The 25727-nt window shown below is 68.4% G+C and carries 24 protein-coding genes; 20 read left to right on the top strand and 4 right to left on the bottom strand.

Features of this window, described 5'->3' with window-relative positions; genetic code table 11:
• Positions 1-2: 2 nt before the first annotated feature.
• From AC3WR5_RS24580 to AC3WR5_RS24565, 4 genes are read right to left on the bottom strand one after another with little or no spacing between them, the layout of a single operon-like run.
• Positions 3-632, bottom strand: coding sequence for a hypothetical protein (locus tag AC3WR5_RS24580; RefSeq protein ID WP_492487854.1), 630 nt, complete (start codon positions 630-632; stop codon positions 3-5).
• Positions 633-647: 15 nt separating this feature from the next.
• Positions 648-2216, bottom strand: coding sequence for a vWA domain-containing protein (locus tag AC3WR5_RS24575; RefSeq protein WP_492487853.1), 1569 nt, complete (start codon positions 2214-2216; stop codon positions 648-650).
• Entirely contained in the window at positions 2213-3439 is a 1227-nt protein-coding gene (locus AC3WR5_RS24570; protein ID WP_492487851.1) for a toxic anion resistance protein, read from the bottom strand. The genes AC3WR5_RS24575 and AC3WR5_RS24570 overlap by 4 nt, the downstream gene beginning before the upstream one ends.
• A gap of 31 nt (positions 3440-3470) precedes the next feature.
• Positions 3471-4595, bottom strand: coding sequence for a hypothetical protein (locus tag AC3WR5_RS24565; RefSeq protein WP_492487849.1), 1125 nt, complete (start codon positions 4593-4595; stop codon positions 3471-3473).
• Between the two features lie 464 nt (positions 4596-5059).
• Between AC3WR5_RS24565 and AC3WR5_RS24560 the strand changes: the two genes are divergently transcribed.
• The 20 genes from AC3WR5_RS24560 to AC3WR5_RS24465 all read left to right on the top strand — a co-directional run bounded on the left by AC3WR5_RS24560 (position 5060) and on the right by AC3WR5_RS24465 (position 25722).
• On the top strand, positions 5060-5242 hold the full coding sequence (locus tag AC3WR5_RS24560) for a hypothetical protein (RefSeq protein ID WP_231013167.1): 183 nt from the start codon (positions 5060-5062) through the stop codon (positions 5240-5242).
• Between the two features lie 82 nt (positions 5243-5324).
• A complete protein-coding gene (locus tag AC3WR5_RS24555) occupies positions 5325-7280 on the top strand; it encodes a phage tail sheath C-terminal domain-containing protein (RefSeq protein ID WP_492487847.1) in 1956 nt (651 codons plus the stop codon).
• A 15-nt stretch (positions 7281-7295) separates the two neighbouring features.
• Entirely contained in the window at positions 7296-7796 is a 501-nt protein-coding gene (locus AC3WR5_RS24550) for a hypothetical protein (RefSeq protein ID WP_141288010.1), read from the top strand.
• Positions 7797-7801: 5 nt separating this feature from the next.
• Complete coding sequence (locus AC3WR5_RS24545; RefSeq protein ID WP_492487845.1) at positions 7802-8311, top strand: hypothetical protein; 510 nt, start codon at positions 7802-7804, stop codon at positions 8309-8311.
• A gap of 851 nt (positions 8312-9162) precedes the next feature.
• Positions 9163-9474: a hypothetical protein gene (locus tag AC3WR5_RS24540; protein ID WP_492487843.1), complete on the top strand. Its 312-nt coding sequence runs from the start codon at positions 9163-9165 to the stop codon at positions 9472-9474.
• Between the two features lie 30 nt (positions 9475-9504).
• Positions 9505-10101: a DNA circularization N-terminal domain-containing protein gene (locus AC3WR5_RS24535; protein ID WP_231013170.1), complete on the top strand. Its 597-nt coding sequence runs from the start codon at positions 9505-9507 to the stop codon at positions 10099-10101.
• Positions 10098-13514 (top strand): hypothetical protein, encoded by a 3417-nt coding sequence (locus AC3WR5_RS24530; protein ID WP_492487842.1) that lies wholly within the window; start codon positions 10098-10100, stop codon positions 13512-13514. The genes AC3WR5_RS24535 and AC3WR5_RS24530 overlap by 4 nt, the downstream gene beginning before the upstream one ends.
• Positions 13514-15703, top strand: a complete 2190-nt coding sequence (locus AC3WR5_RS24525) for an RHS repeat domain-containing protein (RefSeq protein ID WP_492487840.1) — start codon at positions 13514-13516, stop codon at positions 15701-15703. The genes AC3WR5_RS24530 and AC3WR5_RS24525 overlap by 1 nt, the downstream gene beginning before the upstream one ends.
• A 13-nt stretch (positions 15704-15716) precedes the next feature.
• Positions 15717-16787 carry a hypothetical protein gene (locus AC3WR5_RS24520; RefSeq protein WP_492487838.1) on the top strand — a complete coding sequence of 357 codons (1071 nt, stop codon included), beginning with the start codon at positions 15717-15719 and terminating at the stop codon, positions 16785-16787.
• 58 nt (positions 16788-16845) lie between these two features.
• Complete coding sequence (locus AC3WR5_RS24515) at positions 16846-17526, top strand: hypothetical protein (protein WP_492487837.1); 681 nt, start codon at positions 16846-16848, stop codon at positions 17524-17526.
• An 18-nt stretch (positions 17527-17544) separates the two neighbouring features.
• Complete coding sequence (locus tag AC3WR5_RS24510; protein ID WP_492487835.1) at positions 17545-17958, top strand: hypothetical protein; 414 nt, start codon at positions 17545-17547, stop codon at positions 17956-17958.
• Positions 17959-17960: 2 nt separating this feature from the next.
• Positions 17961-18698: a hypothetical protein gene (locus AC3WR5_RS24505; RefSeq protein WP_492487834.1), complete on the top strand. Its 738-nt coding sequence runs from the start codon at positions 17961-17963 to the stop codon at positions 18696-18698.
• Positions 18699-18700: 2 nt separating this feature from the next.
• Positions 18701-19141, top strand: a complete 441-nt coding sequence (locus AC3WR5_RS24500) for a GPW/gp25 family protein (RefSeq protein WP_141287784.1) — start codon at positions 18701-18703, stop codon at positions 19139-19141.
• Complete coding sequence (locus AC3WR5_RS24495; RefSeq protein WP_492487832.1) at positions 19138-21090, top strand: baseplate J/gp47 family protein; 1953 nt, start codon at positions 19138-19140, stop codon at positions 21088-21090. Before AC3WR5_RS24500 ends, AC3WR5_RS24495 begins: the two co-directional genes overlap by 4 nt.
• A 16-nt stretch (positions 21091-21106) precedes the next feature.
• A complete protein-coding gene (locus AC3WR5_RS24490; protein ID WP_492487830.1) occupies positions 21107-22429 on the top strand; it encodes a hypothetical protein in 1323 nt (440 codons plus the stop codon).
• A 35-nt stretch (positions 22430-22464) separates the two neighbouring features.
• Positions 22465-22926: a hypothetical protein gene (locus AC3WR5_RS24485; protein ID WP_492487828.1), complete on the top strand. Its 462-nt coding sequence runs from the start codon at positions 22465-22467 to the stop codon at positions 22924-22926.
• 41 nt (positions 22927-22967) lie between these two features.
• Positions 22968-24110, top strand: coding sequence for a hypothetical protein (locus AC3WR5_RS24480; RefSeq protein ID WP_141287788.1), 1143 nt, complete (start codon positions 22968-22970; stop codon positions 24108-24110).
• 15 nt (positions 24111-24125) lie between these two features.
• A complete protein-coding gene (locus AC3WR5_RS24475; RefSeq protein ID WP_492487826.1) occupies positions 24126-24662 on the top strand; it encodes a hypothetical protein in 537 nt (178 codons plus the stop codon).
• Between the two features lie 12 nt (positions 24663-24674).
• Positions 24675-24935, top strand: coding sequence for a hypothetical protein (locus tag AC3WR5_RS24470; protein ID WP_492487824.1), 261 nt, complete (start codon positions 24675-24677; stop codon positions 24933-24935).
• A gap of 16 nt (positions 24936-24951) precedes the next feature.
• Positions 24952-25722, top strand: a complete 771-nt coding sequence (locus AC3WR5_RS24465) for a hypothetical protein (protein ID WP_492487822.1) — start codon at positions 24952-24954, stop codon at positions 25720-25722.
• Positions 25723-25727: the final 5 nt, after the last annotated feature.

Here is a 25727-nt window from a genome sequence, read left to right as displayed (position 1 = left end):
TCTCAGCCGGCCAGAAAGTCGGCCTGCCTGAACCTCGCCGCCAGGAACTGGCCGTTGGCGACCAGCGCGGCGGCGTCGTGCGAGGCCACGTTGGCGACGATTTCGCGCAGTTGGCTGTCCAGCAGGTCCAGCTGTTCGGCCAGCAGCTCGCGTGCTGTCTTGCCGTCTTTGAGCGGATGGTTGAGGCGGAAGGCGGGGGGCAGGGCGGCGTAGTTGGCGAGGGTTTCGGGCAGGTAGCGCAGCACGGTTTCGCGCACGGTGAAGAGCTCGTCGCCGTGGGTCTGCGCGCCCACCAGGCGGGGCAGCACTTCGGCGGCGGACTCGCGCACGCGGGCCAGGTGCTGGCGCATCTCGTCGTTCAGGTGCGGGCTGGCCTGGGCGATGACGGTGTCCAGGCGGTCCAGCGTTTGCGCTACGGTCAGGCTGTCCTCGATGTGCCGCTCCAGCGCCGGTGGGCGGCGGCCGAGCAGCCAGCCCGCTGCGTACAGGCCGACGGTGATGAGCAGCCAGCCGTGGCCGATGAGGCCGGCGAACAGCAGCGCAGGGCCAAGCAGCGCCAGCGCGCAGCCGGCAATGTTGGCGCTGCTGTACAGCCACAGCAGCAGGCGCAGCTTCAGCGTGCGTTCAGGCATCGGGGTTCATGGAGGTCACTGATAACCGCGGATTTCCTTGAACACCTGGCTCAGCTGCAGCTTGCGGCCGTCGAACTCGCGGCCACCGGAGAGCTGGGCGATCTGCTGCATCTCGGCCACGTTGCCTTCGCCGAACAGGATGGGGAAGATGCGCGCCGGCAGCGGGCCGGTGTGGCTGGCGCGGAAGTCGGCCAGTTTCAGGCCCGCGTTGTTCTCGCCATCGGTCAGCAGCACGATGCTGACCTGGCGCTTCGGCTCGCGCTTCATCTCCTGCGCCGCCAGTGCCTCGGCCTCGCTCAAGGCGGAGTAGATCGCGGTGCCGCCGTCGGCACTCATCGCATCGGCCTGGTGCAGCAGGCTGGCGCGGGCGCTGTCGATCTGGCCTGCGTCAAAGCGCACCCAGACCGGTGGCGCGACCTCGCTGGCGAAGGTGATCAGCACCACGCGCTCGCGGCTCTGGAAGGCGCTGTAGCGAGCGCTGGCGGTGGTGGCAGTGGTGTCGGCACCGGTCAGCTGCTTCAGCGCGCTGCGCATCGCCTGCAGGCGCTGGCCCTGCATCGAGCCGCTGAGGTCCAGCACGAAGATGGAGGTGGCCGGCTTGCGCCATTTGGCCTGGTAGGCGGCCAGCACCGCGTCTATCACTTCCAGCCGGTTCGGGAAGGCCAGCTCGGCCACCGCGCTGGCAGGCAGCGTGCTGGCCAGCGGCGCCTCGGGGTTGGCCGGGCGAAGGAAGGCGGCGGCGAGCGCATCACGCTGGAAGGGCAGGGCCTTCAGCGCAGCGACCAGCTGGTTGTACGGCGCGCGTTGCGCCTCGTTCAGCAGCATCAGCGGGTAGTCGGCCGAGATCATGCCGTCGCGCGGGTAGACGAGCACGAGCCGGTCGGCCGGTGCCAGCCGGGCATTGGCGCGCAGGATCACGGCCTCGTAGTTGACCATCGCGTCGATGGCCGCGGGGTTCTTGATGTAGGCCTCGGCCAACCAGCCCGAACTGCCGGCAGTCAGCTGCTGGCCGCTGAGGAAGGCTTTCAGACTGGCCTCGTCCACGTCCTTCTCGCTCAGGTCTTCGGTCTTGCCGGCCAGCGCCGAGGCCACGGCGAACAGCGCGCTCATGCCGGTGTTGGAACTGGTGGCGTTGGTCATGCCGTAGCGCAGCCTGCCGTCGCCCGCGGCCTGGGCGATCTCGGCCCAGCCGGGCGCCTGCCGGTCCCAGCCAAGCTCGGCGGCTTTCACGGCCTTCACGCCCAGCGCAATGCGCGAGTAGAAGAGCTTGTCGCGTGCCAGCGGTTTGGCCTGCAGCGCCAGCGCCGGGTAGGCACCGTTGGGCGGCAGGATGGCGTCGAAATGCTCGCCGGCGTTGATGCGTTCGACGATGTCCAGCGTGCCGGCGTACGAGAGCTGCAGGTCCACGCCCGCGGCGCGCGCCGCGGCGATCAGCGGCGCTTCCAGGTCCTTCAACTCGGAGCCGGCGAGCACGGTGAATGGGGTGGCGCCTGCGCCGTTGTCGGCTGACGCTGCGGGCTGCTTGCCGCAGGCCGCAAGCGCCAGCAGCACGGCGGCGAAGAGCCACCACCGGCCCAGCCTCACAGCGTGACTCCGCCGCTCGGTGCCTGCAATGCTGCGCTGCTGTCCTGCTGGCGCACCCGGTCCAGGTAGCTGCGGCTCTTGGCCACCTCATCGCTCAAGGTGTTGACGGTCGTCTGCATGGCATCCAGCGCCTGGACCTTGAAGTCGGCAATCGCATCCATGGTCTGGTAGATGTTGGCAAAGGCCTGCTGCAGCTTGGCAAGTTCGATGGTGCTGCTGGCGGCCTGCTGGTGGATCGCACCGCTCTGCTCGCGCAGCAGCTCGCTGGTGCTGGCGATCAGGTTGCCGGTGGTGGTGTTCAGCGCGCTCACCTGGTCCAGCACCAGCTTCTGGTTGGCCAGCGCCTGGGCCACGATCACGGCAGTGCGCAGCGCGGAGACGGTGGTCGTGGTGGCACGGTCCACGCCCTTGCTCAGCTCCAGGTTGTTCTTGCGGATCAGGTCCAGCGCCAGGTAGCCCTGGATGTTGACCGCCAGCTGGGTCAGCAGGTCGGTGACCTTCTGGCGTGCGTAGAACAGCATTTCCTCGCGCACCACGCGGGCCTTCTCGGGGTCGCTGGCGTCCAGCTCGGCGGCCTTGGCGGCGAGCTGGCTGTCCAGGGCCTTGCCGATGTGCACGTACTTCTCCAGCCGCGTCATCAGCGCCCAGAGGTTGGTCTTCTCCTGCTCGATCGCGGCGTTGTCGCGCAGCAGTTCGTCCTTGCCGCGCTTGAGCGATTCGATGATGGCGTTCAGGTGCGCCTGCGAGGACTGGTAGCGGTCGAAGTAGTCGACCAGCTTGTTGCCCAGCGGGATGAAGCCCAGTAGCTTGCGGGCCGAGAACAGGTCGCCCTGGCGGGACGGGTCCAGCGCCTCGACCTGGCGGCGCAGGTCGACCAGGGACTGGCCGATCTGCGAGCCCTGGTCGAACAGCCCGTTCTTCAGGGAGCCTACCGGCCGCTCCAGCATGCGGTTGGACACCGAGGCCGAAGCTTCCACTTCCTTGTTGCCCATGCTGTGGATGCGCTCGACCGCCAGCTTGAACTGCGGGTGCTGGCTGTCGTGGGCGCTGATGTCGTCAATGAACTGCCGCACCTGCTCGTCCAATTCAGAGACCTCTTCCGGCTTCAGCCGCACCTTGCCGCTGGCCGATTCGATGGGCAGCGCCACCACCGGCGCTGGCGGCTCCAGCGTGAAGCTTGCGGGCGCTTGCAGTGTGTCGGTCGGCTTTTCGATGTTGTTCATGTTCGGCTCCCTTTCCTTGTTGGGTTCGTGTTCACTTGAAGCGGGCGTCAATGCCCACGATCATTCGTTCCAGCCACTCGAAGCTGGGCGGGTCGATCACGTCCACCAGCACCTCGGGCACGTTCACGCCCTGCTTGGCCCAGCCTTCGGGGCCGTGGCTGTCGCCACCCGTGCGAAAGCCGTATTCGTGGGCCAGCGCGCGCAGCGCCGGGTCGTTTTCGAGGGCGGTGCCCAGCCGCGCGCCGGCGGCGGTGTAAGGCACCAGCACGTGCTTGGAGAAGACGGTGGGGCGCGGGTAGATCAGCACCATGTCGCGCTGGCGCTGGTTCGGGTTCTTCAGCCAGAAGGCCACCAGCTGCGACTCGTAGGCCACCAGCAGCGGCGCCTTGCCCATGCCCAGCGCCAGGTAGTCCTCGAAGGGCCCGGCAGACGACTGCTCCTGGAAGCCCTGGCGCAGGAACAGTGGCGCGACCAGCGGCATCACCCGGTCCACGTCTTCCTGGCTCTGCACGATCTGTTGGCGGTTGGCCAGGTAGCTGGCCAGCGCCAGGTACATCGCGGCTGAGTTCGAGGTGCGCACGTCGGTCGAACTCACCAGCACCGACTTGCGGGTGGCAAAGGCTGCGCTGGCCTTCAGCTCGTCCCATCGCGTGCCGTTTTCGACCAGCTTCATCAGGGCTGGCAGGTCGGTCAGCTCGTAGTAGTCGCCGTGCTTCGTGGCGATGTCGTTGGCCACCAGGATCTCGGCGATGGGCCGCCAACTGGCTAACACGATGGGCGTGTAGAAGGGGTTGAAGACCGCAGCCGCCTTGGCCTTGGCTTTCAGCTGCTGCGCGGCCGGTGCGCCGGACGGAAAGCCGAAGTCGTAGCGGCTGGCATCGACGCTGGCGGCAATCGCGCGTGAGCCAGCCGTCTCCACCGTCACGTGCAGCCCCTGGGCCGCCAAGGCCGACTGGACCTTCGGGTCTGCGAAAAACGCTTCTTTCTCCGAGCCGATCAGTCCACGCAGCGTGACCTGCTGCGCCTGGACCTGCTGTGCGGCGGCACTGGCCGCGGACTCACCTTGCAGGCGAGCGTGGGAAAACCAGGCGCCTGCGCCGACGGCGGCCAGCAAGGCCACTCCCAGCGCCGGTGCCAACAACTTACGAACCGCCAAAGATTTGCGCTCCTCGCACACCCCAACGAGGGTGTTTGCGCGCGACGCTAGCGGCACTTTGTGACAGGACACTGCACACGCGTCGTGATTTCCGCAGCGCTTGCCATCACCGTCACCTGATCAAGCGACAGTTACCGGATATTTGTAACGCAACCAGAGAGTCCCGATTCCCCATGCGGTAGCGCGACGCTTGGGAGTAACCCGCGGCTTCGATATTCTCAGGCGGGCGCTGTACATCAAATAGGGGATAGGGTGATGGGTAGCGCTTGCTCCGCGGGTTGGCATCGAGTAAATTGAATTTGGAGTTGCGCTGCAGGGATGTGGCGTGGCTTCAGTTCGCGTTGTAGGAAGAACTGCAATAAGACCTTGACGCGCACGCGGGAAATTCTGAGCGCTTCGCCCTTGGCTTGATGTTTCGCCGGGGCGCTGCGGCAGTACGTTGAATTCCTCGAAGTGTGGGCCCGATGTTGGCTGCCGCTGTTGCGCTTTTGGCGCCTCTGCGCAACCAGCAGGTTTGCTGCTGCATGGGAGTTTGGCGAAAAGAGTTCATCAAATCAGGCGAGGGTGCCGGTGAATACCGCGGCGAAGCCGTGGGCGTGCCCATTCATGCAATGCGCGTTACTGTTGCGGCAGCGCCGTTGCGTTGAAAAATTATTCATAAGCTCGTCTGCCCCATGCATATGGGGCTGGATTATCTTTTTCTTGGCTGTCCGAATATTGGAGGAAGTCATGGCAGAAATGGTGGTGCCTGGCACCTACGTCGAGGTACGTGCGGAAGGTTTGATTTCGGCGGGTGGCGTGAGCTCCGGCATCGTCGCCGTCATCGGGACCGCCGCGGCGGGCCCGGTCGGCCAGCCGGTCACCCTGTCTGGCATGGCAGACGCCAGTGAGCTGTTCGGCGCGCCCGACAGCTTCAGCGTGCCCAACGACGGCAGCAACCCGCTGACGCTGACGCGCGCGCTGCAATACGTCTACGGCAATGGCGCCTCCACCGTCATTGCGGTGCGCGTGGCGAGCTCGCGGGCCACTGCGGCCCAGTTCGCGCTGAAGGATGGTGCGGACAACACCATCGCCACGCTCAGCGCGGCCACGCCCGGTTCCTGGGGCAACAACCTGCAGGTTTCGGTGGACGCGGCCAAGGTACCGGCGCGCATCAACAGTGAGCGCCAGACCTCGGGTTTCGCCAACCTGGCCTACCACCGCGTGCTGCCCACGCCGCAGAACCGCATCCAGGTGATCCGCGGCGACACCCGGCGCGTGGACACCTTCAACATCGTCTACAAATCGGTCGCCACGGCCGAGCCGGTGGGCAAAGTCGGCAACGTGTTCCAGCTGGCCAGTGCGCCGGTGGCGCAGGTCGCGTCCATCAATGCCGTCACCGTGCTGGACGGCGATGGCAAGCCGCTGCGAGCCTATGGCGCCAACCCGCCGGCCGGCGTCACCGCCGGCACGCTGCTCTACGACATCGCCGTCACGCCCGCGCTCAACGAGTTGCGCATCAACCCGGCCAACGGCCAGCTGACCTTCGAGGCCACGCAAGTGCCCACGGCGCAGCAAAGCGTGGTCGCCACCTACGCGGTGGACCACGCCGCGCCAGCCGCCGGCCAGGTGCTGGTGACGGTGTGGAACGGCCACCTGGACTTCCACGCCGGCGAAGCGCCGCGCGCGCCGGCCGCCGACACGCTGCTCGCCAGCTACTCGGTCGAGTCGGCAGACAGCGTGCAGGTCACCATCGGCTGGGGCCAGACCAAGGAAAGCTACATCGTGCCGGACGGCAACATGCTGGCGCAGCTGGCCGCAGGCTCGCGGCTGGTCAGCGTGGCGCCCAACGGCAACTTCGCCAGCGCCAAGCCGGCGGCAGGCGTGGCCTCGTACTTCGGCACCGGCAGCAACCAGGGCGGGGCAGATGGCGCCGACGCGGCGGACACCGACTACGCCGCCGGCCTGGAAGCCATTGGCAACCAGCTGGTCAACATCGTGCTGCTGGCCGGGCAGGACGCCAACACCATGGGCTCGGTGCTGATCGACCACCTGAAGGCCACCGAGGAAACCGACTTCGAGCGCATCGGCGTGATCGGCGCCACCGGCAGCTCGGTGGCCGAATTCCTGGGCCACAACCTGGCCGAGGCGCGCGTGGTGCTGGTGGCGCCCGGCATCAAGCTGCCGGACGGCTCGGTGCTGCCGCCGGCCTACACGGCTGCGGCGGTGGCCGGGCTCATCTCGTCACTGCCGGTGCAGACCAGCCTGACCAACAAGGCGCTGAACATCCCGAACGTGGCCTTTGCCGCCAACCGCGGCCAGCAGGCGCAACTGATCGAGCGCAACGTGCTGGCTGTCGTCGTGAAGGAAGGTTTGCGCGTGCTCAAGGGCGTGACCACCGAAGGCGTGGGCGAGCCGTATTCGGCCATCCCCACGCGCCGCATCGTCGACTACGCCAAGTACGGCGTGCGCTCTGCCGCCAACCCCTACATCGGCCGGCTGAACAACACGCGGGTGCGCACCGCGCTGAAGGCCACGCTGGACGCCTTCCTGACCGGCATGGTCCAGGACGAGGCGCTGACCGGCTATTCGCTGGACGTGACCGCCACGCGGGCGCAGGAGATCGCCGGCCAGGTGAGCGTCGTGATGACCATCCAGCCGACCTTCAGCATCGACTTCATCCGCGTCGTGATGACGCTGCAATGATCAGGAGCACGCTTCATGGCCAATGATGTCTTTCGCGCGATCGACGCGGTGCTGGTGCTCGGTGTCGAGGACACCTCCACCCCCGAGGGGCAGGCAGCCGACGCGATGGTCTCGCAGTACGACCTGTCCAACGTCGTGGGCCGGCTCACCAATGTCGCGATCAGCGTGACCAGCGACGTGCAGCCCTTCTACGAGATCGGCAGCCGCTACCCCACGCACTTGCGCCCCGGCGTGGTCCGCGTGACCGGCACCGCAGAGCGCGCCCACGTCAACGGCGCGCTGGTGCGGCTGATGCTGGGCGAAGGCGCCACCAGCCCGCCGTCCGGCCCGTCCTTCGTTCAGCCCTCGTTCAACCTGATCTCCACGCTGCGCGACCCGAACCACCCGACGCAGTCGACCAAGGTCACGCTGTTCGGCGTCAAGTTCGACAGCTGGGCCTATGCCATCCCGAGCGACAGCTTCGTGATGGAGTCGGTCGGCTTCCAGGCCATGCGCGTGGCCTATGAGGAAACCTGAGCGCCATGTCCAACGCCCAGGCCTTGCCCATCGACACCCCGCAGATGCTCTCGCCGCAGGAACTGCTGGCGGGTGGCATGCTGGTGCACGAGGTGGAGGTGCCGGCCGCCGTGCTGTCGCCAGCGCAGGGTGCAGACGCAGGTGGCCGCGTGCGGCTGCGCCCGCTGAAGGTGGCCACGCTGGCGCTCATTTCCAAGGCCGCGCAGGACGACGGCTCGCTGGTGCCGCTGCTGATCGTCAAGGAGTCGCTGATCGAGCCGGCGCTGTCGTTTGACCAGGTGCGCCAGTTGCATGCCGGCCTGGTGCAGTTCCTGGTCGCCGAGGTCAACCGCATCTCGGGGCTGGACACCGATGGCGGCGCGGCCCGCGCGGCTGCTTCTGCGCCGATTGGCGCGGCGCATGTGCTGCTGGCGCGGCACTACGGCTGGACGCCGGCCCAGGTGGGTGAGCTGTCACCGGGGCAGGTGGCGGTCTACCTGGCCGGGCTGCAGGGCAGCGACGGGGGCGAGCCATGAGTGCCCGCTGGGACGCGGGCGCGCAGCTTTCTGTGCGTTGCGCTGAACGCCTGTTTGAGAGTGCCGGGCTGCAATGGGTGGACCATGCGGACGCCGCCTGGCCGGCGGATCCTTGGGCGCGCTTCGACCAGCTGATCCGCGCTGCGCTCAAAGGCGGCACACCTTGCCAGGCAGCAGTGGCCGAACCTGTGGCCAGCACACTGGCGCCGAACTGGCCACGGCCGCGGCCGGTGCCCGTGGTGGTGTCGCCGTTGGCCAGTGCGCGATCTGCGGCCGGCCCGACGGCCGGCGCGTTGCTGCCGCCCGGCTGGGTGCCTCCGGTGCCAGTGCAAGCCGCGCAGGCAGCGGCAGTTGCAGAGCAGCCCCTGGGCTTGGTCACCGCTGTGCCCGCCGGCCCGGCAGCGCGGCGAGCGGCGCTGGCAACGCTTCGCGAGCCGGCCGCTCGGTCAGCTGAGGCCTTGCCGCAACACGCCATCCTCAAATCCGTTCACCCTGAGCCTGTCGAAGGGCCGGGGCTTCGACAAGCTCAGCCCGAACGGGATGCGGATGCGGATGCGGATGCGGGTGCGGGAGGCGCGCCTGTTTCCCCCGTCCGCCAACCGTTCGCCCTGAGCTTGGCTAAGGGTCAAGGCTTTGACGGAGCCTTTAGTCCTGAGCACGGTCGAAGGGTCAGCCCGAACGGCGGAGGGGCGTCACCCTCTCACGGCGGCGCTGCATCACTCTCTCAGGGTGGCGCTTCGTCACGCTCTTCGGTGGACGGGGCGTCCCCCTCTCCGTTCGCCCTGAGCCTGTCGAAGGGCCGGGGCGCTGACCAGGTCGGGCGTGCGCCGCTGCCGCACCCCACCCGGCTCGTGCAAGGCCTGTCCGGGCTGCGTGCGCTGATGCAAGGCGCGGTTGCCGAGAGCCAGGCGCGTGTCGATGTGCCGCCGTCGCTGCAGCCGTCCAATGCGGCCACCGCCGAGGCAACTGCGCAGATCGCCGCCGCAGCGCCCGTCGCATTGCCGCCCGTGCCCGCCTTCACGCCCGCACCCACACCCCGCCCCTGGCCCGAGCTGGACGCCGTCTCCGAAGACATGCTGGTGGACCGCCTGGTGGACCGGTTGCAGGAGCGCTGGCGTGAACACGCGCTGCGCCAGTTCGGTTTCACCGGGGGGCTGCTGTGATGCGCGTCCCGTGCCTGCAAAAGGCTTGAGATGGCGCTCGAACTCGCCGGCGTGGTGCTGGACAAGCTGCTCAGCATCGACGTGACCGAAGGCGCGCGCTTCGTGCGCCATGCCGTGCCCGGCCAGGAGGGCGACTATGCGCAGGCGCTTGGCCGGCCCAGCGTGCAGATCCGCGTGCGCGGCATCTGCTACGGCGACGGTGCGGCCGACGACATCCAGACCCTGCGCGGCCATCTGCTGGGCCGTGCGCCGGTGGACTTCCTGTGCGAGATCACCGGCCAGGGCTACTTCTCGCAGGTGCTGGTGGACAAGCTCGAAGTCGGCCAGCGGGCGGGCCGGCTGGACGAGTTCGACTTCAGCTGCGAGCTGACCGAGTACCTGCCGCCGCCCCCGCCGCCAGCATCCAGCCCGTTTGGTGACATCGACACCAGCCTGCTGGACGAAGCCGGCGCGCTGATGGATGACGTGCAGAACGCGCTGGCCGAGGTCGCCGGCCTGGTGGACCTGATCGCCGGCGCCGCCGACTTCGCCAACCCCACGACCCGGCTGCCCGGCATGCTGGACGCCTTCAGCGGCGCCACTGGCGGTGCGGCCGGCGCGCTCTCGGCCATCGGGGAACTGCTGTGACCGGTGCCACCGCCAGCCTGCCCGACCTGGGCCCGGCGCTGGACGCCGCGACCAACGCGCAGACGGGCCTGTCCAGCTTCATGGACGTGGCCGGTTCGCTGGCGAGTGGCGACTCGGGTTCTCCATTGGGCGCCGTGACGCAGGCCTTTGGCGGTGTGCAGGGCGCGCTGGACATCGACGTCAGCGGCCTGTCCGAAGCGCTGCCCAAGGCCATCAGCACGATCCAGAACGCCCTGCCTGGCGACGCGCTGGCCTTCATCGAGAACCTCAACGAAAGCTACCAGGGCCTGTCGGACTTCCTCGCCAACAGCCCGCTGGTGCAGCAGATCCACCCCGGCGACAGCCTGGAGCAGACCGCGCTGAAGCTGATCGAAGCCGTGCTGAGCGCCTTCAGCGACCGGCTGACCGAACTCGGCAGCTCGCTGATCGACGCCGACACGCTGGCCCAGGTCACTGCGGCAATTGGCACCATCGAGCAACTCGCCGGTGGCCAGGTGCCTTCGGCCGACGACCTGCTGAACTTCCTCGCCCAGCAGCTGGTGGGTGTGGACCACGACCTGCTCGCCGGTGCCAGCCAGCACCTGGACGGCGCGCTGGCGCTGATCCAGCCGCTCACCGCCGGCGGCATCGAGGGCCTGATCGGCACCGTGCGCGACCAGGCCGCCCTCAGCTTCCAGGCCCTGGCCAACGCCATCGTCAGCTTCGACGCGGCAGACGCCGCCGCCTACGCCGCGCTGGAGGCGCTGCTGCAGGCCTGGTCCGACGCGCTGGGCCTGGCCTTCGACGCGATTGACGCCGGCTGCGACGCGCTGACCGCGCTGGTCGCGGACGACGCCTGGGACACGCTGTTCTCGGCCTATGCCACCGTGCTCGGCGCCGTGCCGCTGGTCGAACTGCCCAGCGTGGACGATGCGGTCGACGCCATCGCCTCGGTGATCGAATCGCTGCTGTCGCGGCTGCGCATGAGCCTGTCGCCGCAGGACCTGGCGGCCCAGATCGCGCGCGCTTCCAATGGCGTGCACGAGATGTTCGCCGCCTCGCCGCTGTCGCAGGTCCAGCAGATCCTGATCGACTTCATTGGCAAGATCCAGCAGGCCATCGAGGATGTGCCGACCGAGCAGGTGCAGCAGGCCGTGAGCGGCATGCTCACGCGCGTCAAGCAGGAACTCGACGACCTGCACATTGACCAGGTTCGCAGCGGCATTGCCAGCGGCTTCCAGGCCGCGCACGACTTCATCGACCAGAACATCGGCGACGACCTGCTGGGCGGCCTGAGCAGCACGCTGGCCGGCGCGCTGGACCAGTTCAAGCAGATCCCGATTGCCGACGTGGCCGACGCCATTGGCGACGTGGTGCAGCAGGCCGGTTCGCTGATCCAGCAACTGGCCAGCGACCTGTCTTCCGCGCTGGACGACCTGAAGGCCTTGCTGGCCCAACTCGACGGGCTGGACTTCAAGCCGGTGGCCGACGAGGTCATCGACGAGATCGACGCGCTGAAGGCCAAGCTCTCGGCCATCAAGCCCGAGTCGCTGTCCGAACCCGAGAAGATCGCCATCCAGGGCGGCCTGGCGCTGCTGCGCGCGGTGGACCTCGAAGGCATGATCGAGACCCAGCTGAAGACGGGTTTCAAGACCATCGACGACGAGCTGGCCGAAGCAGTGCAGGCCGTGCTGGACGCCTGGAACAACTTCCGCGACCGCATCATCGGCTTCGACGGCAGCGCCATCCTGGCGCCTGTCAATGCGCTGCTGGACCAGGTCGAGAAGTCGGTCAACGGCATCAATGCCACGCTGGTGCTGGCGCCGCTGGACGGGCTGGTCGACCAACTGGTGGCCCAGGCCGACAAGCTCTCGCCTGGCCAACTGCTGGAACCGCTGAAAGCGCCTTACCAGCAGATGATGGCCGCCATCAACCGCGCCAGCCCGGACGTGTGGGTCGAGCCCTTGCGCCTGCTGCACACCGAGATCGACCGCCTGGTCGACCTGATCGACATCACGCCGCTGCTGGACACGCTGGAGCAGAAGGAGCGCGAGCTCTTCACCCAGGCCCGCGACGGCCTGGCCAGCGCGCTGGACAGCGTGCACCTGCCGCCGCCGCTGGACACGTTTTTCGAGACCATGAAGGCCTTGATGCTGGGCCTGGCCGACGCGGTCTTTGGCGACCCGGACGGCGCACTGCGCCAGTACAACCTGACGCTGGGCGACAGCGTCAAGCCCAGCAGTCTGTTCAAGCCGCTGGACCTGGTGTTCGACCAGCTGATGGCCGCGGTGGACAAGCTGCCCGTGGCCGACGTGGCCAGCGCGCTCGAAGCCATCCGCACGGGGCTGGGCATGGCCTGGCCGGCGTTGAACCCGGCTCAGGTCACGCGCTTGTTGCGCGAGGCCCAGCAGCGGGTGGACGCGCTCTCGCCCAGCGCGCTGGCCGGCGCCGTGACGCTGCCGGCGCTGCGCGTGCGGCTGGACGCGCAGATCGCGCTGTCGGCCGGCAACGGCGCCGCCAAGGCCTCGCTGAGCGCGAAGTTCGACCTGGTGCTGGCGCCGCTGAAGCTGGATGTGCCCAGTTCGCGCCTGCAGCAGCTCGACGGCCGCGTGCGCGCACTCTCCGCCGCCTTGCGTCAGCGCATCAACGGCCTGGACGCCAGCGGCGCGCAAGCCGCCTACAACCGCCTGAACAGCGGCCTGGCCAAGATGCTGCCGGCCTTCCTGACCCAGCCGCAAGCCATCACCGCCGACACGCTGCACGGCGCGCTCGCCACGCTGCGCCCTTCGACCAAGGCACGCCGCATCGACCTCGCGGTCGACCGCTTCCTCGGCGACCTGGCGCCGCTGCAGGCCGCGCTGGACGATGCCGTCAACGGCTTCTTCGGGGAGATCCGCCAGGCCGCACTGGTGCTGCACCCGGCCGGGCTGAAGACGGCGGTGGCGGGCGTCTACGACACGCTGCGCGCCAAGCTGAACATCCTGGACCCTGACGCGCTGGCCGCCGAGCTGAAGACCACCGTGTGGGACCCGCTGATGGACCCGCTCAAAGCCATCGACCCGGCAGCGATCCAGGTCCAGCTCGATGCGCTGTACCAGCAACTGGTGGCCAAGATCACCGGCAGCCTGCGCGGCATGCTCACGCAGCTCAAGCAGGCCATCGACGGCTTCCTGAACCAGGTGCGCGCCGAGCTGAAGAAGGTGCTGGACGCGCTGAAGGCCCAGCTCGAAGCCATCCTGGCCGACGTGACCACCTTGCTGCAGCAGGTGGACCAGCTCATAGTGCACGATCTGCTGGAACGCCTGCTGACGCTGCTGGCCAACCTGCAGACCAGCTTCGACCAGCAGCTCGACCGCGTGCTCAACGAGTTCGACACCATGCTGAACGCGATCCCGCTGGGCGCGCCGTCCCAATCTTCCGCACTGGCCCTGTGATGGACGCGCTGCAACGCCTGCAAGCCTTCGACGCCACGCAACGCGCGGCGCGCGACACGCGCTGCGAGCTAGGCCTGCCAGTGGAAGTGCGCGAAGGCCCGCAGCTTTGCAGCTACGCCTGGCAGGCCGGCGAACTCGCCACCCTCACCGAGCCCGATGGCACCCGCTACGACTACCGCTACGGCGTGGACGGCCGCCTGACCGAGGTCGACCGCAACGGCCGCGCCTGGGCGCGCTACCGCTACGACGCCGCGGGTCGGCTGACCGAAGCCAAGCGGGCCGATGGCGAGCGCGCGCACGACTACGACGCCCAGGGCAAGCTGCTGCGCACCCGCCGCGGCGGCGCCAGCCCGTGGGTCTACCGCTGGGCGGGCGGCCGTGTCAGCGAAGCCCGCGCTGACCACGAACACACAGCGTTCGACTACGACGAGGCGGGCCGCTTGATCGGCCTGACGCAGCGCGTCGACGGCGTGGCCCTTAGCCTGCGTTTCGACTTCGATGCCAACGGCCGCCTCGCGCAGGTCAGCTTCCCCGAGTGGGACCAGCGCATCGGCTTCGAGTGGGACGCGCGTGGCCGTGCCACCGAGGTCAGCTGGAACGGCGCGACCGCGGCAGAGCTGGGCAGCGACGACGCCCAGCGCCTGGCCTGGCACCGCGGGCCGGACAAGCTGCTGCACCAGACCTGGCACGACCCCGAGTCCGGCCAGCCCCTGCGCGAACAACTGACGCTGGCCGGCCGCGAGCTGTGGGCGTGTGCGCTGGAACGCGACGCCGCGTTCCGGCTTTCGCGCGAAGGCGAACGCCAGCACCGCTACGACGCGCAAGGCCGGCTGATGGAAGCCACCGAAGGCGCGCAGGCCTGGCGCTACGCCTTCGGTCCGGCCGACGAGGTGGTGGGCGAGGGCGACGACTTCGCAATCGACTGCGATGCCGTGGGCCGTGTGCTGTGCGTGCGGGACGCGACGGGCGAGAAGATCTACCGCTACGACGAAGCCGGCGAGCTCGAATCGCTGCTGGTCAACGGCGAATGCGTGGGCCGCTTTGTCTACGACCACAAGGGCCGGCTGGTCGCCAAGCACGGCCAGTCCGGCGGCGAGCGCTACCTCTACGGCGCAGACGATGGCCTGCTCGCGGTGGCCGACGGACACGGCCGGCCGAAGTTCATCGTGCTGCGCCTGCCCACCGGCGTGGTCGGCCTGGTGGACTTCCGCGGCAACCCGCAAGGTGAGCTGCGCAGCCTGCATGCCGATGCCGGTGGCAACCTGGTCTTCTGCGGCGAAGAAGGGCCGTATCGCTACGACCCCTACGGCCTGCCGCTGCAGGCCGATCTCATGACTGGCCTGCCGCTGCAAGCCGAGGGCTGCGTGCCGGCCATGTACCGCGGCCGGGTCTGGCATGCCGAGCTGGGCCTGTACCGCCTGGGCGCGCGCTGGTACGACCCGCGGCTGCGCCGCTTCCTGACGCCCGACAGCCACACCGGCGCGCCGGACGATGCGCGCCTCGTCAGCCCGTTTGTGCTGGCTTCGGCGCAGCGCATGCAGCGCGCCGGCCTGCTGGCCGACTGGCTGCGCGAGCCGCGGCTGCGCTGCCGTTACGCCTACTGCGCCAACGACCCGGTCAACCGCTTCGACCCGAACGGCCACTGGAGTTTTGGCGGCGTTTTGCTGTCGCTGCTGGGCGTGATCTGGACGCTGCCGAACACCGCGTTCGGCCTGGCCATCGAGGTCAGCATCCTGATCGGCGAAGTGGTGCGCTGGCTGGTCTGGGCTTTCACGCTGGGCCATGTCAGCTGGCAGACCCCCGGCTTCGACGTGGCCTCGTCCGGCAGGCTGAATGCCTTTGCGCTGGTCTTCAAGGGCGGCTGGCTGGGCTCGTTCGACGGGCTGCTGGGCATCACCTTCGGCAACGTCTTCTTCGTCAACGGCGAGTACGAACAGAACGCCGCCTGGCAGGCCTTGCCGGATCCGGTCTCGCCGCCGGCCTACAGCGGCGCGGTGAGCATCCCGAAGTCCCAGGCGCTCTACGAGCACGAGCTGCGCCATGTGAACCAGTACGGCTGGTTCGGCCCGTTTTTCCACCTCGGCCTGCCGCTGTTCGGCGTGTACCTGTGGGACGTGATCCTGCGCGGCTACCAGGACGCCGAGCTGGAAAAGGATGCCCGCGCCCACGGCGGCTTCCCCACGAATTGAGGGCCTCGCAAACATGGCTGGCCTGAACCCCCGTTTCGCCTTCACCGCTGGCAGCCTGAGCGCAGACAGCAGCGCGCCGGTGGCTGCACCCTCGCGCTTTGTCGTCGAGCGCAGCCTGGACGTGCCGCTGGACGGCTTGCGCGTGCTGCTGGCCGAAAGCGGTGGTGTGGCGGTGGGCGACCCGGTGACGCTGGACCTGGGCGATGAGGACGGGCTGGAACGTGTCTTCACCGGCAGCGTGGCCGAGCTGCGGCCGCGGCTGGGCGGCTGCCAGCTGGTCTGCGTGGGCACGCTGCTGTCGCTGGTGGAACTGCGCGTGGCCTCGTTCTACCAGCAGCAAAGTGCCGGTGACGTCGTGCGCGACCTGATTGGCCAGGCCGCGCTGGAAGCCGGCCAGATCGAAGACGGCGTGACGCTGGCGCGCTACGCCTTCGAGCGCCGGCAGGGCGCGCACACGCAGCTGCGGCGCCTGGCCGAGCGGCTGGGCTTTTCGCTGTTCAGCGACCGCGAGGGCAAGGTCAATTTCCGCGGCGTGGGTGCTGCTGCGTCGCTGGGCAGCGGTGGCCTTGGCGGTGCAGTGGGTGCGGCGGCCGGTGCAGTTGGTGCCGCGGCTGGTGCGTTGGGCCTGGGCGGTGGTGGTGGGCTGGCCTATGGCAAGCATCTGCTCGCGGCCGAGGCCACGCTGCAGCCTGCGTTTGCACGCCAGGTCACGGTCGGCGGCGAGAGCCCGATGTCCGGCCAGGGCGAGGACAAGAGCTTCTGGCTCACCGCCACCGACACGGCTTACGAGGACTCCGCCGGCAGCGGCGACGAGTGGCTGATCACCGACCCCGCGGCCCGCACCAAGGACATGGCCGGCCGCTTCGCCGCCGGTTATGCGGCCGGTTTCGCACGCCGAGCAGCGGCCATCCGCCTCAGCGTGCTGGGCATGCCGGCGCTGGAGCTGGGCGACGTCATGAGCGCCAGCGACGCGCCCGAGGCCGGCCTGAACGCCAGCGGCACCATCACCGCGCTGCGCCACCGCTTCGGCGAGCGCGATGGCTTTGTCACCGAGCTGACGCTGGCCACGGAGCCGCAGCCATGAGTGCGCCGGGCCGCTCCCAAGCGCTCATCCCGAAGCACGCAGTGCGGAGGGACTTCCAATGAACGAGTTGCTGGACATGGTGCGCCGCCTGGTGCGCGAGGAGCTGGCGCTGCGCCGCGGCCCGCAGCTGGCCACGGTCACGGCCATCAGCGCGCATGAAAGCGACTCCGACACCAACAACTACGAGGCCGATGTGCGCCTGAAGCACGACGGGCTGGAGCTGCCGAAGGTGCCGATCACCGTGCCGCACGTGGGCGTGGCCGCGCCGCCGCGCGTGGGCGACCTGGTGCTGGTCGAGTTCCTGGACATGGACCTGCAGCAGCCGCTGATCTGCGGCCGCTTCTATCACGACCAGGAACGCGCGCCGCTGTTCAAGGAGAGCGACGTGCTGTTCGAGCACCGCCTGCCCGACGGCACGCTGAACCACCTGCGCATGGCGGCAGACGGCAGCCTGTTCCTGCAGCGCGACGTGACCAAGCCCGAGGACAACAGCGAGTGCAAGGCTGGTTTCCGCATCGACCCGCAAGGCCTGATCGAGCTGAAGTCCGGCGACGATTTCGTGCTGACCATCGACCCTGCCGGCAGCATCACGCTGCTGGCCAAGGGCAAGGACGTGAAGATCGACTGCAAGACGCTCACCGTCACCGGCGACGCCCATGTGCAGGGCAAGATCACCGTGGACAGCGACGGCAACCAGATCGCCGGCATCAAGATTTCCGGCACCGAGATCTCGGCGTGACCCAGGAGCGCAACCCTCATGGCCGACATCAAGCTCTCGGGACCGGTGATGCTGCGCGGCAACCTCAGCTTCAGCTGCGGCAAGCTGCTGGTCGGCGGGAAGCAGGCCTTGGTCGTCGTGACCGGTGGCGACTCGCCGCAGTGCAATGGCGCGCCACCGGTGCTGCTGCCGCCACCACCCGCGTCGCCCGCCTTCCCGCAGCCCACGGTGTGGATCATCAGCAGCTTCAACCAGACGGTGAAGGTCAACAACAAGGCCATCGTTGCGCTGGGCATGGTGATGCAGGGCCAGGCCGGCTCACCGTGGCCCGGCATGATGCTGCCCGGCAGCGGCCCGGCGATGATCAACGGCATCCCGATCAACATCGTCGGCGACCAGGCGGTGATCTTCCCGTCCGGCGGTTCGGCGTCGTTCACGTCCAGCGGGCAATGACCATGGCCGACGTGACCTTGACCATCACCCAACCGGCCAACGGCGCCGGCTTGATCGGTCCGGTCACGCTGGCCGGCAGTGCGGTGGGCAACACCGCGGGCCTGTTCTTCAAGTGGTTCTCGTCGCTGAACAGTGCCGCCACCGAAGCCAAGCCCGAGATCAACCCGCTGGACCACAGCCTGGCTGCGCTCAGCCACGCCGTGCCGGTGCTGGGCGAGTTCGGCAGCCATGCGCTGGTGCTGGCCGCGACGGACCGCGAAGGCATTGACCTGGCATCCGTCAAGGCCATCACCCGCTCTGCATTGGCCGGCGGCGCGCCACCCGCGGCGCCCACGCCCTGCGTGGTGCACCAACTCGCTGGCGGGCAGTTCCTGAACCCGGCGAGCGACGGCCTGAACCTCTCGAAAGCCAATGCGACGATCGACTTCCTCGCGCCCGGCCCCTGGCTCAAGCCCGGCCCGGCCAACACCTGGGTCGTCAACCCTGACTACCAGACGCTGAACGGCGTGCTGCTCAGCCTTCGACTGGAGCCGGACGGCCCGGCTGACGCCGCGCACAGCGCCGACATCGCGCTGAACCTGCCCGCGCTGCCGTTTTTCCGCCAGAACGACAAGACCTGGCTGCGCAAGACCGGCCCCTTGCCCGTCAACCTCGGCACCGGTGCCTACCGCCTGCTGCTGAAAGCCAGCGCGGGCGGGCAGACCGTCACCGTGACCCGGCACATCACCTTGAGCGCCTGAGCATGGCCCAACCCGCAACCCATCTCTTCGGCACCGACCTCGCACTTCGCGACGTGGCCGGCGCAGCCGACTTCACGTTCCAGGGCGTGGTTGGCGGCAGTGGCGACCTGGCGCTGGCCATCGGCAACGACAACATCGTGCAGGCGCTGACGATGCGGCTGCGGGTTCGCGTGGGCGAGCTGGCGCCGTTGGGCTGGGCCGATTACGGCTCGCGGCTGCACGAGCTGATCGGCGAACCGGACCTGGCGCGCACGCGGCTCAAGGCCCAGGTCTTTGCGCGCGACGCGGTGCAGGCCGACCCAAGGGTCGAGCAGGTGCTGTCGGTCGACATCGTCCGCATTCCCGGCGAGCGCCAGGTGCTGCGGCTGGCGCTGCTGGTGCAGCTCTTCCAGGCCTCGCAGCCATTGAACCTGGTCCACGACCTCGCGTTGGAGACTACATGATCGTCGACGTTGGCAACCCCTTCTCGCGGCCCTACGGTTCGCTGGTCGAGTCGCTGCAGGACAGCCTGCTGCTGGGCGTGGCGCAGCCGGCGACGCTGGAGCTGATTTTTGTCGGGCACGCCGAGACGGACTCCCTGAGCTATCCGATCAGGGGACCAGGTCCCGTCAGCGGGCTGGCCGCGCAGATCACGGGCTTCGCAGGCGGCAAGCCGGCGGTGTTCGACATTGAGGTTCACTACCGTTACTCGGTCGGCCAACTGGTCTGGAACAGGTCGCCAGGCTATCCCGGCGAGGAAGCTCCGCCGGGCTGGTACCCGGACGACAACTCGCGCCTGACCGTCGGCTACAGCTACCGCGACCTGCCTTCGGGCATCACCGACTTCAACGCCGGCAGCGTGGCCGGCACGCTGGTGCGCGCGGTCTCGCGCGAGCTGAAGCTGCTGTACGAACAGATGGACCAGGCCTTCCAACGCGCCTTCATCGACTATGCGCAAGGCGTGGCGCTGGACAACGTGGTGGCGCTGCTGGGCATCGTGCGCAACCCAGCACTGCCGGCGCAAGGCGAGGTCACGTTTTCGCTCAAGCGCGCGCCACGCAACGACGTGATGATCCCGCTGGCCACGCGCGTGGCCGATGCGCGCGGCCGCCTCTTCAAGGTCACCACGGCCGGCGTGATCCCTGCCGTCGTCGTCGAGAACTTCGCCGCGGCCAAGGTGCTGCACGTCACGCAGGCTATTGCCAGCCTGGCCAGCGTGCAGCTCAAGGGCGTGGCCGGCAACCTGGTCACGGTGGACAGCGCGCTCGGCAAGCCCTTTGGCGCCGACGGGCTCACGGTGACGCTGGCCGCCGCGCCGCCCGTGGGTTCGACGGTGGTTGTCAGCTACCTGGCCAAGGCGCCGAACGTCACGGTGCCGGTCATCGCGTTGGACAACGGCCCCGAGGGCAACCTCGGCTCCGACAGCCTCACGGTGATGCCCACGCCGCCTCGCGGCGTGGACGGCGGCGTGACGAATGCCAAGCCACTGACCGGCGGCGAAGCGGCCGAGGCCGACGACCCGCTGCGCGAGCGCGCCAAGCACGCGCTGGAGCGCGCCGGCAATGCCACGCTGAACGCGATCCGCTTTGCGGTGCTGAGCATCGACGGGGTCGACAGCGTTGAGGTGAGCGACTTCTCGGTCGACTCGCAGATCCCGCTGGGCGAGGTCCGGGTGCTGTTTTCCACCGGCAAGCCGGAGATCGAGGATGACGTCAAGGCGACGGTGGACAAGACGCGCGCCGCCGGCATCCGCGCGAACGTCAAGAAGGTCTCCACCGTCACGCTGTCGGGCCAGTTCCTGGTCATCCCGGACGTGGCCGGCGCCGGCAAGGAAGCCTTTGCGCGCTACAAGACCGCGGTGGTCAAGGCGTTGAACGGCCTGGGCATTGGCGAGCCGGTGTCGGCACGCAAGCTGTCCTCGCTGGTGTTCCAGGTCGCCGGGCTGGCGGACGTGGGCGAGGCACAGCTGAATGCCGATGGCGTGCCGGTCACGACCGATCCCTTCCTGATCCAGCCGGGCGCGCAGGTTCGGCCCGATGAAGGCGCGATTTCGGTGTTGCCTTTGCAGGCCCTGGCGGTGAGCAACGCCAAGCTCACCGGTGGCAACACGCTGGCCTGCACGGTTGCGATCCGCGATGACGCCGATCTGCCCGTGACGCTGCGCAACTTCAAGCTGGCGCTCACGGTTTCGGTGCGCGGCCGGCCCACCGCGGCGCCCAGCCAGTCCTTGCAGCAGGTTGGGCAGACCACAGGCACCGTCACCTTCACCAATGCCAGCAGCGCCGCGGCCACGTTCGCGACGATCAGCATTCCTGGCCTTGCCGGCTTGGAAGCCGCATCGCTGCAGGTGATGGTCCAGGCCTCAGCCTACCCTGGCATGCGCGGCGGCCCTGCGCCGCTGGCCCTGGCGTGAACAGGCGGAGCGCAAGATGAGTTTCAAGACGGATCGTCTCGTCGCGCTGTTCCCGGACGTCTACGCGGCACACGAGGACGGCTCGCTGCTCTACACCGTGCTGGACGCGCTTGGTGCCGAGCTGATGCAGGCCGATGCGTCGATCAAGGACCTGCTGAAGTCGCACTGGATCGATTACGCCAAGGGCGGCGGGCTGGACGGGCTGGGCGCGCTGCTGGGCGTGGCGCGGCGGCTGCTGCCGAACGGCACGCCCGAGGGCGACGACACCTTCCGCCCGCTGGTCAAGTCCACCGTCTCGTCCTTCATCGGCGGCGGCACGGTGGAGGCGGTCAAAGGCGCGGTGCGCGCCGCACTGGGTCTGCCCTACGACCTGGCCTTGTTCAGGCAGCAACTGGAGTCGCGCAGCGGCACCAGCAGCGCCACGGATGCCTTGATTGCCGGGCTGTCGCAGCTGGTACAGGTGGAGGAGTTCGCGCCCAAGCTGGAGGTGGTGCTGGGCAGCAGCCTGCCGACGGTGGGCGGCAGCACGGCGACGCTGAATCTGGACTTCAGCAGCGTGGAACCCATGCCGCCGCGCATCGAATGGACCTTCGGCCCGGGCGGCGGCCGCGGCCTGTCGATCACGCTGCAGGACACCGGCGCTGGCGTGGTGGCCGACGCGGCATTTGAGGTGCCTCAGGGTCAGGCGCTGGTGATCACAGGCTCGACGGTGGCCGAATTCAGCGCGTCCATCGCCAGCACCGACGTCAGCAGCCAGTTCAGGATGCTCGATGGCGTGTCGCCGCCTGCCTTGCCCGCCGTGCCTTCGGGCGCGTCGAAGTGGGTCTTCAAGGCTGCCCGCGGCGCGGTGTTCGACGCTTCGGCCTTCGACCGCGACGAGACCTTCGACAGCGCCGGTTTTTCGGTGCGCATGCAGTGGCTGCGCCTGCAGCCGCTGGTGTTCGACGTGATCGTGCCGTATTTCGTCAGCGCCGCGGTGCAGCGGCTGTTGCACGGTACGGGCTACGAGGACCGCTTCAAGCTGTTCAAGGGCCTGTCGCTGGACGCCATGCAGCGCGTGGTCGACAACAGCCGCGCAGCCGGCGTGCGCGGCATGGTGCAGTACGCGATCAACCTGCCGTTCGAGTCCAGCGAGCGCCAGCCCTGGGAAGACCAGGCGGCCAAGGAACAGTTCAGCGCGCTGCTGGACCAGCGCAACACCGAGACCCAGGACGCCAGCGAGGCGCTGGCCATTGGCGCGCTGGACAGCGAGTCCGAGCACCACGACGCCAGCGAGCGATTCGTGATTGGCGGCGTCTACAACGTTGCGGTCTTCGACGGCGCGTTCGGCTTCTTATAGACAAGACACAGCGGAGCAAGACCATGCAGGAAAACATGAACATGCAAGGCCGGGTGCGGCTGATTGCCCAGGCGCGGGACGGCAGCATCCTGCTCGACCGCAGCCATGCCAATCGCATCGTGCAGGCGGGCAGGGCGCTGGTGGCGCAGCGCTTTGCTGGCGTGCCAGGCACACCGCCGGCCATCGTCAGCCACATGGGCGTGGGGACGGGATTCACCGCGCCGGCCGACGGCGACCTGAAGCTGGTGGCCGAGCGCGCGCGCAACCCGGTGGCCGCGCCGGTCTACAGCAACGTCGTCGACGGCGGCATCAGCCGCATCAAGGTCAGCCTGCAGACCGTCTTCGACTTCGGCGAAGCCAATGGCGCCGAGCCGCTGCGCGAGGCCGGCATCTTCACCGCGGCCACCGGCGGCACGATCTACAACCGCGTCGTCTTCGACGCCGTGACCAAGGCCAACACCTTCAAGCTCACGCTGATCTGGGACATCGTCTTCTGACGTGACCCGCTTGGCCGCAATGCACCTTCAGGAGACGCCCCATGGCCTTCACGCCCGACCTGCCATTTCCCAAGAGCGCCGGAGATCCGCTCAAGTCCAAGGACTGGAACGACCTCGTCGTCGAAACCAAGCGCCTGGACACCGCCAAGGTCGAACGCGCCGGTGACGCGATCACCGGCTCGCTGTCGGTGTCCGGCACGCTGGCCGTCGGCAAGACGGTGGCCACGTCCACAGCCAAGCTCGATGTGGCCGGCACCCTGGCGCTCAATGACAACAACCTGATGCTGCGCGCCGGCAACGACACCTTCCACGGGCTGGGCTGGTTCGGCACCGGCAAGCTGTTTGCCAGCACCAATCCCGACGGCCCCGTGCTTTGGGGCAATGCCGGTGGCGCGCTGGGGACCCAGGCGGGCGGAACGCAGAAGGTCGCACTCAGCTGGAACAGCAGCGGCAATGTCGCGATCGGCGTGGCGTCGACCGAGCTGAAGGTGGACATTGGGGACCGCATCCGCTTGCGCCAGGGCGCCAGCGGCAGTGCCGGGCTGTGGCTCTACCAGACCACGCCGGCTGCAGACCGAGCCTTCATCGGCATGGCGGGCGACACCACCGTGGGCCTGTACGGCACCACGGCGGGCTGGTCGCTGACCACGGACACGAACACCGGCACAGTTGGCGTGCGAAGCTTGCCTCAGACTTATGCGGCCTGCTACGTGAACGCAACTTCCATCGGCTATGGGCTGGAAGTGATTGGTGCCACATCGTATGCGGTGTATGCCGGAGGCCGCATTTTCGACACCAGCATTCGCAGCATCGTTCGCGCCACGAACTCGACGAACACCACGTCCACTGGCTATGTGGACGTGCCCAACATGCAGACCAGCGTGACGGTGCCGGCCAACATCTACAGGTGGTTCCAGATCCACGTGTTCATCAACGGCGTGCAGACCCAAGGGCCTGCCAATGTCGCCGGCTACTTCAGGCTTCTGGTCGATGGCAGCGTGTATGACGTTACCCGCCACGAGTTCAACAACAACGGCTGGGAGCTGCGCGGCGTCACGCTGGCCACGATGGTCTACCTCGGCGCGGGCAATCACACGATTTCGGTGCAATGGGCCACCACCGCCGGCACCTTGTACTGCTGCTGGTACGGCGATTCGCGCCAGATCCAGATCGTCGAACTCTGAGCACCGGGAGATCGCATGAACATCATCATCGACAAGCGCAGCCACGCAGTGCTGTTCCAGGTCAACGTGGACGCTGGCCGGGAGCTGAAGCCGGAAGAACTTTTCCCAGGGTTCGATCCCAAGACCATGGTCTTCGGCCGGGCCCCTCTGCCCTACGTGCCCGCCCGCTTCGAGATCAGGGACGGCGTGGTGGTTGACCTCGATGCGCCACCGCTGCCGGCCGAGCCGGTGCCGGAGACGCTCGCTCAGGCCCGGGAGCGCAAGAAGCAGTTGCTGACTGGTGATGCCCTGGCGCAGCGCTCGAAGCTGGTGCCGGACTACCAGCTGCTGAACATCGGCCTGGGCGTCTATGACGAGACCCGCGTCGCCGGCATCAAGGCCACCGTCAACGCTTTCCGCGACGAGGTCAAGCGCGTCGAAGCGCAGATCGACAAGGCCAGGACGATCAAGGAAGTGGACGCGCTGCAGCCCAGCTTCCCGGTCGCGCTGGTGCGCACCGGTGCGGTCTCCGGCACCGGACTTCCGAAGGCTGCGGCCCGTACCAAGAAATAAGGAACCTGAATCATGAGCGACATCGAATCCAAGCTGCGCCAGCGCCTCGCCGAGCTGCGCGCCGAATACGACAAGGGCCAGGAAGCCCTGCAGGGCCTGGAGAGCCAGGCCGCGAACCTGCGCGCCACGCTGCTGCGCATCAGCGGCGCGGTGCAGGTGCTGCAGGAGACGCTGGGCGATGAAGTCGAGGCGGGTGAAGTCGTGGCCGGCGAGATCGCCGCCAGCACGCCGCCGGTCAACGGCCACGCTGCGGCCCTGCCACCCGCGCACTGAGCCCCGGGCCACTGCCATGCTGCTCGCGCTGCAGACCGCCATCACCGCCTTGCTGGGCGACTCGCTGCCGGCGCTGTTTGTTGGCGACGGCGGCGTGCAGACCAGCTACGGCCTGGACAGTTGGACCTTCGACCCGAACTCGGCCGACCCGGTCGCTGGCGAGCCCGGCCCGGAAGACGCGGTGGACCTGCTTCCGTTCGACCCAGACGCACCCACCGGCCCCTACGCGCTGACCCGCCCGCCGTACCCCGGCCCCAAGCGCGTCTACCTGCGCTCTGCCGTGGGCGACCTGATTCCCCTGTCGCCCACCGAGCTGAGCTGGGACCTGGCCGACGCCAAGGCCTTCAGCGTGCTGCCGCGCCCCGGCCGCGAGCTGGAAGGCTTCAACCAGCTCGAAGTGCACTACGGCGTGGTCGCCGCGGGCTCGTCGCTGAAGCTGCTGCACCAGGCCACGCTGAGCCTGAGCGCGGCCGACGAAGACACCGCGGCGCAGGTGGCCGCCCTTTCGCTTGCGGTGCTGCTGCTGAACCGCGACACGCTGCGCCAGCAAGCCGGCTTTGCCTTCAACGGCGGCAGCTACCAGGCCATTGGCAGCTTCAAGAAGCTGAGTTTCCTGGCCGGCACGGTCAACGGCACGGTGGCCACGGTGAACCTGACGGCCGAGCTGGCCCTGCGCGTCGAACGCCTGCTCGGTGAAGACGAGGGCCTGCCCATTGCGCAGATCCTGTCGCCTGGCCGCCCGGCCAGCGGCCGCAAGGTCGACATCGACCCGATGGTCCAGAACTAGCGTCC

This window comes from Ideonella sp. FW305-24 (assembly GCF_058788035.1).
The sequence above is the reverse complement of the archived record's forward strand: the minus strand, read 5'-3'. Positions and strand labels throughout refer to the sequence as shown.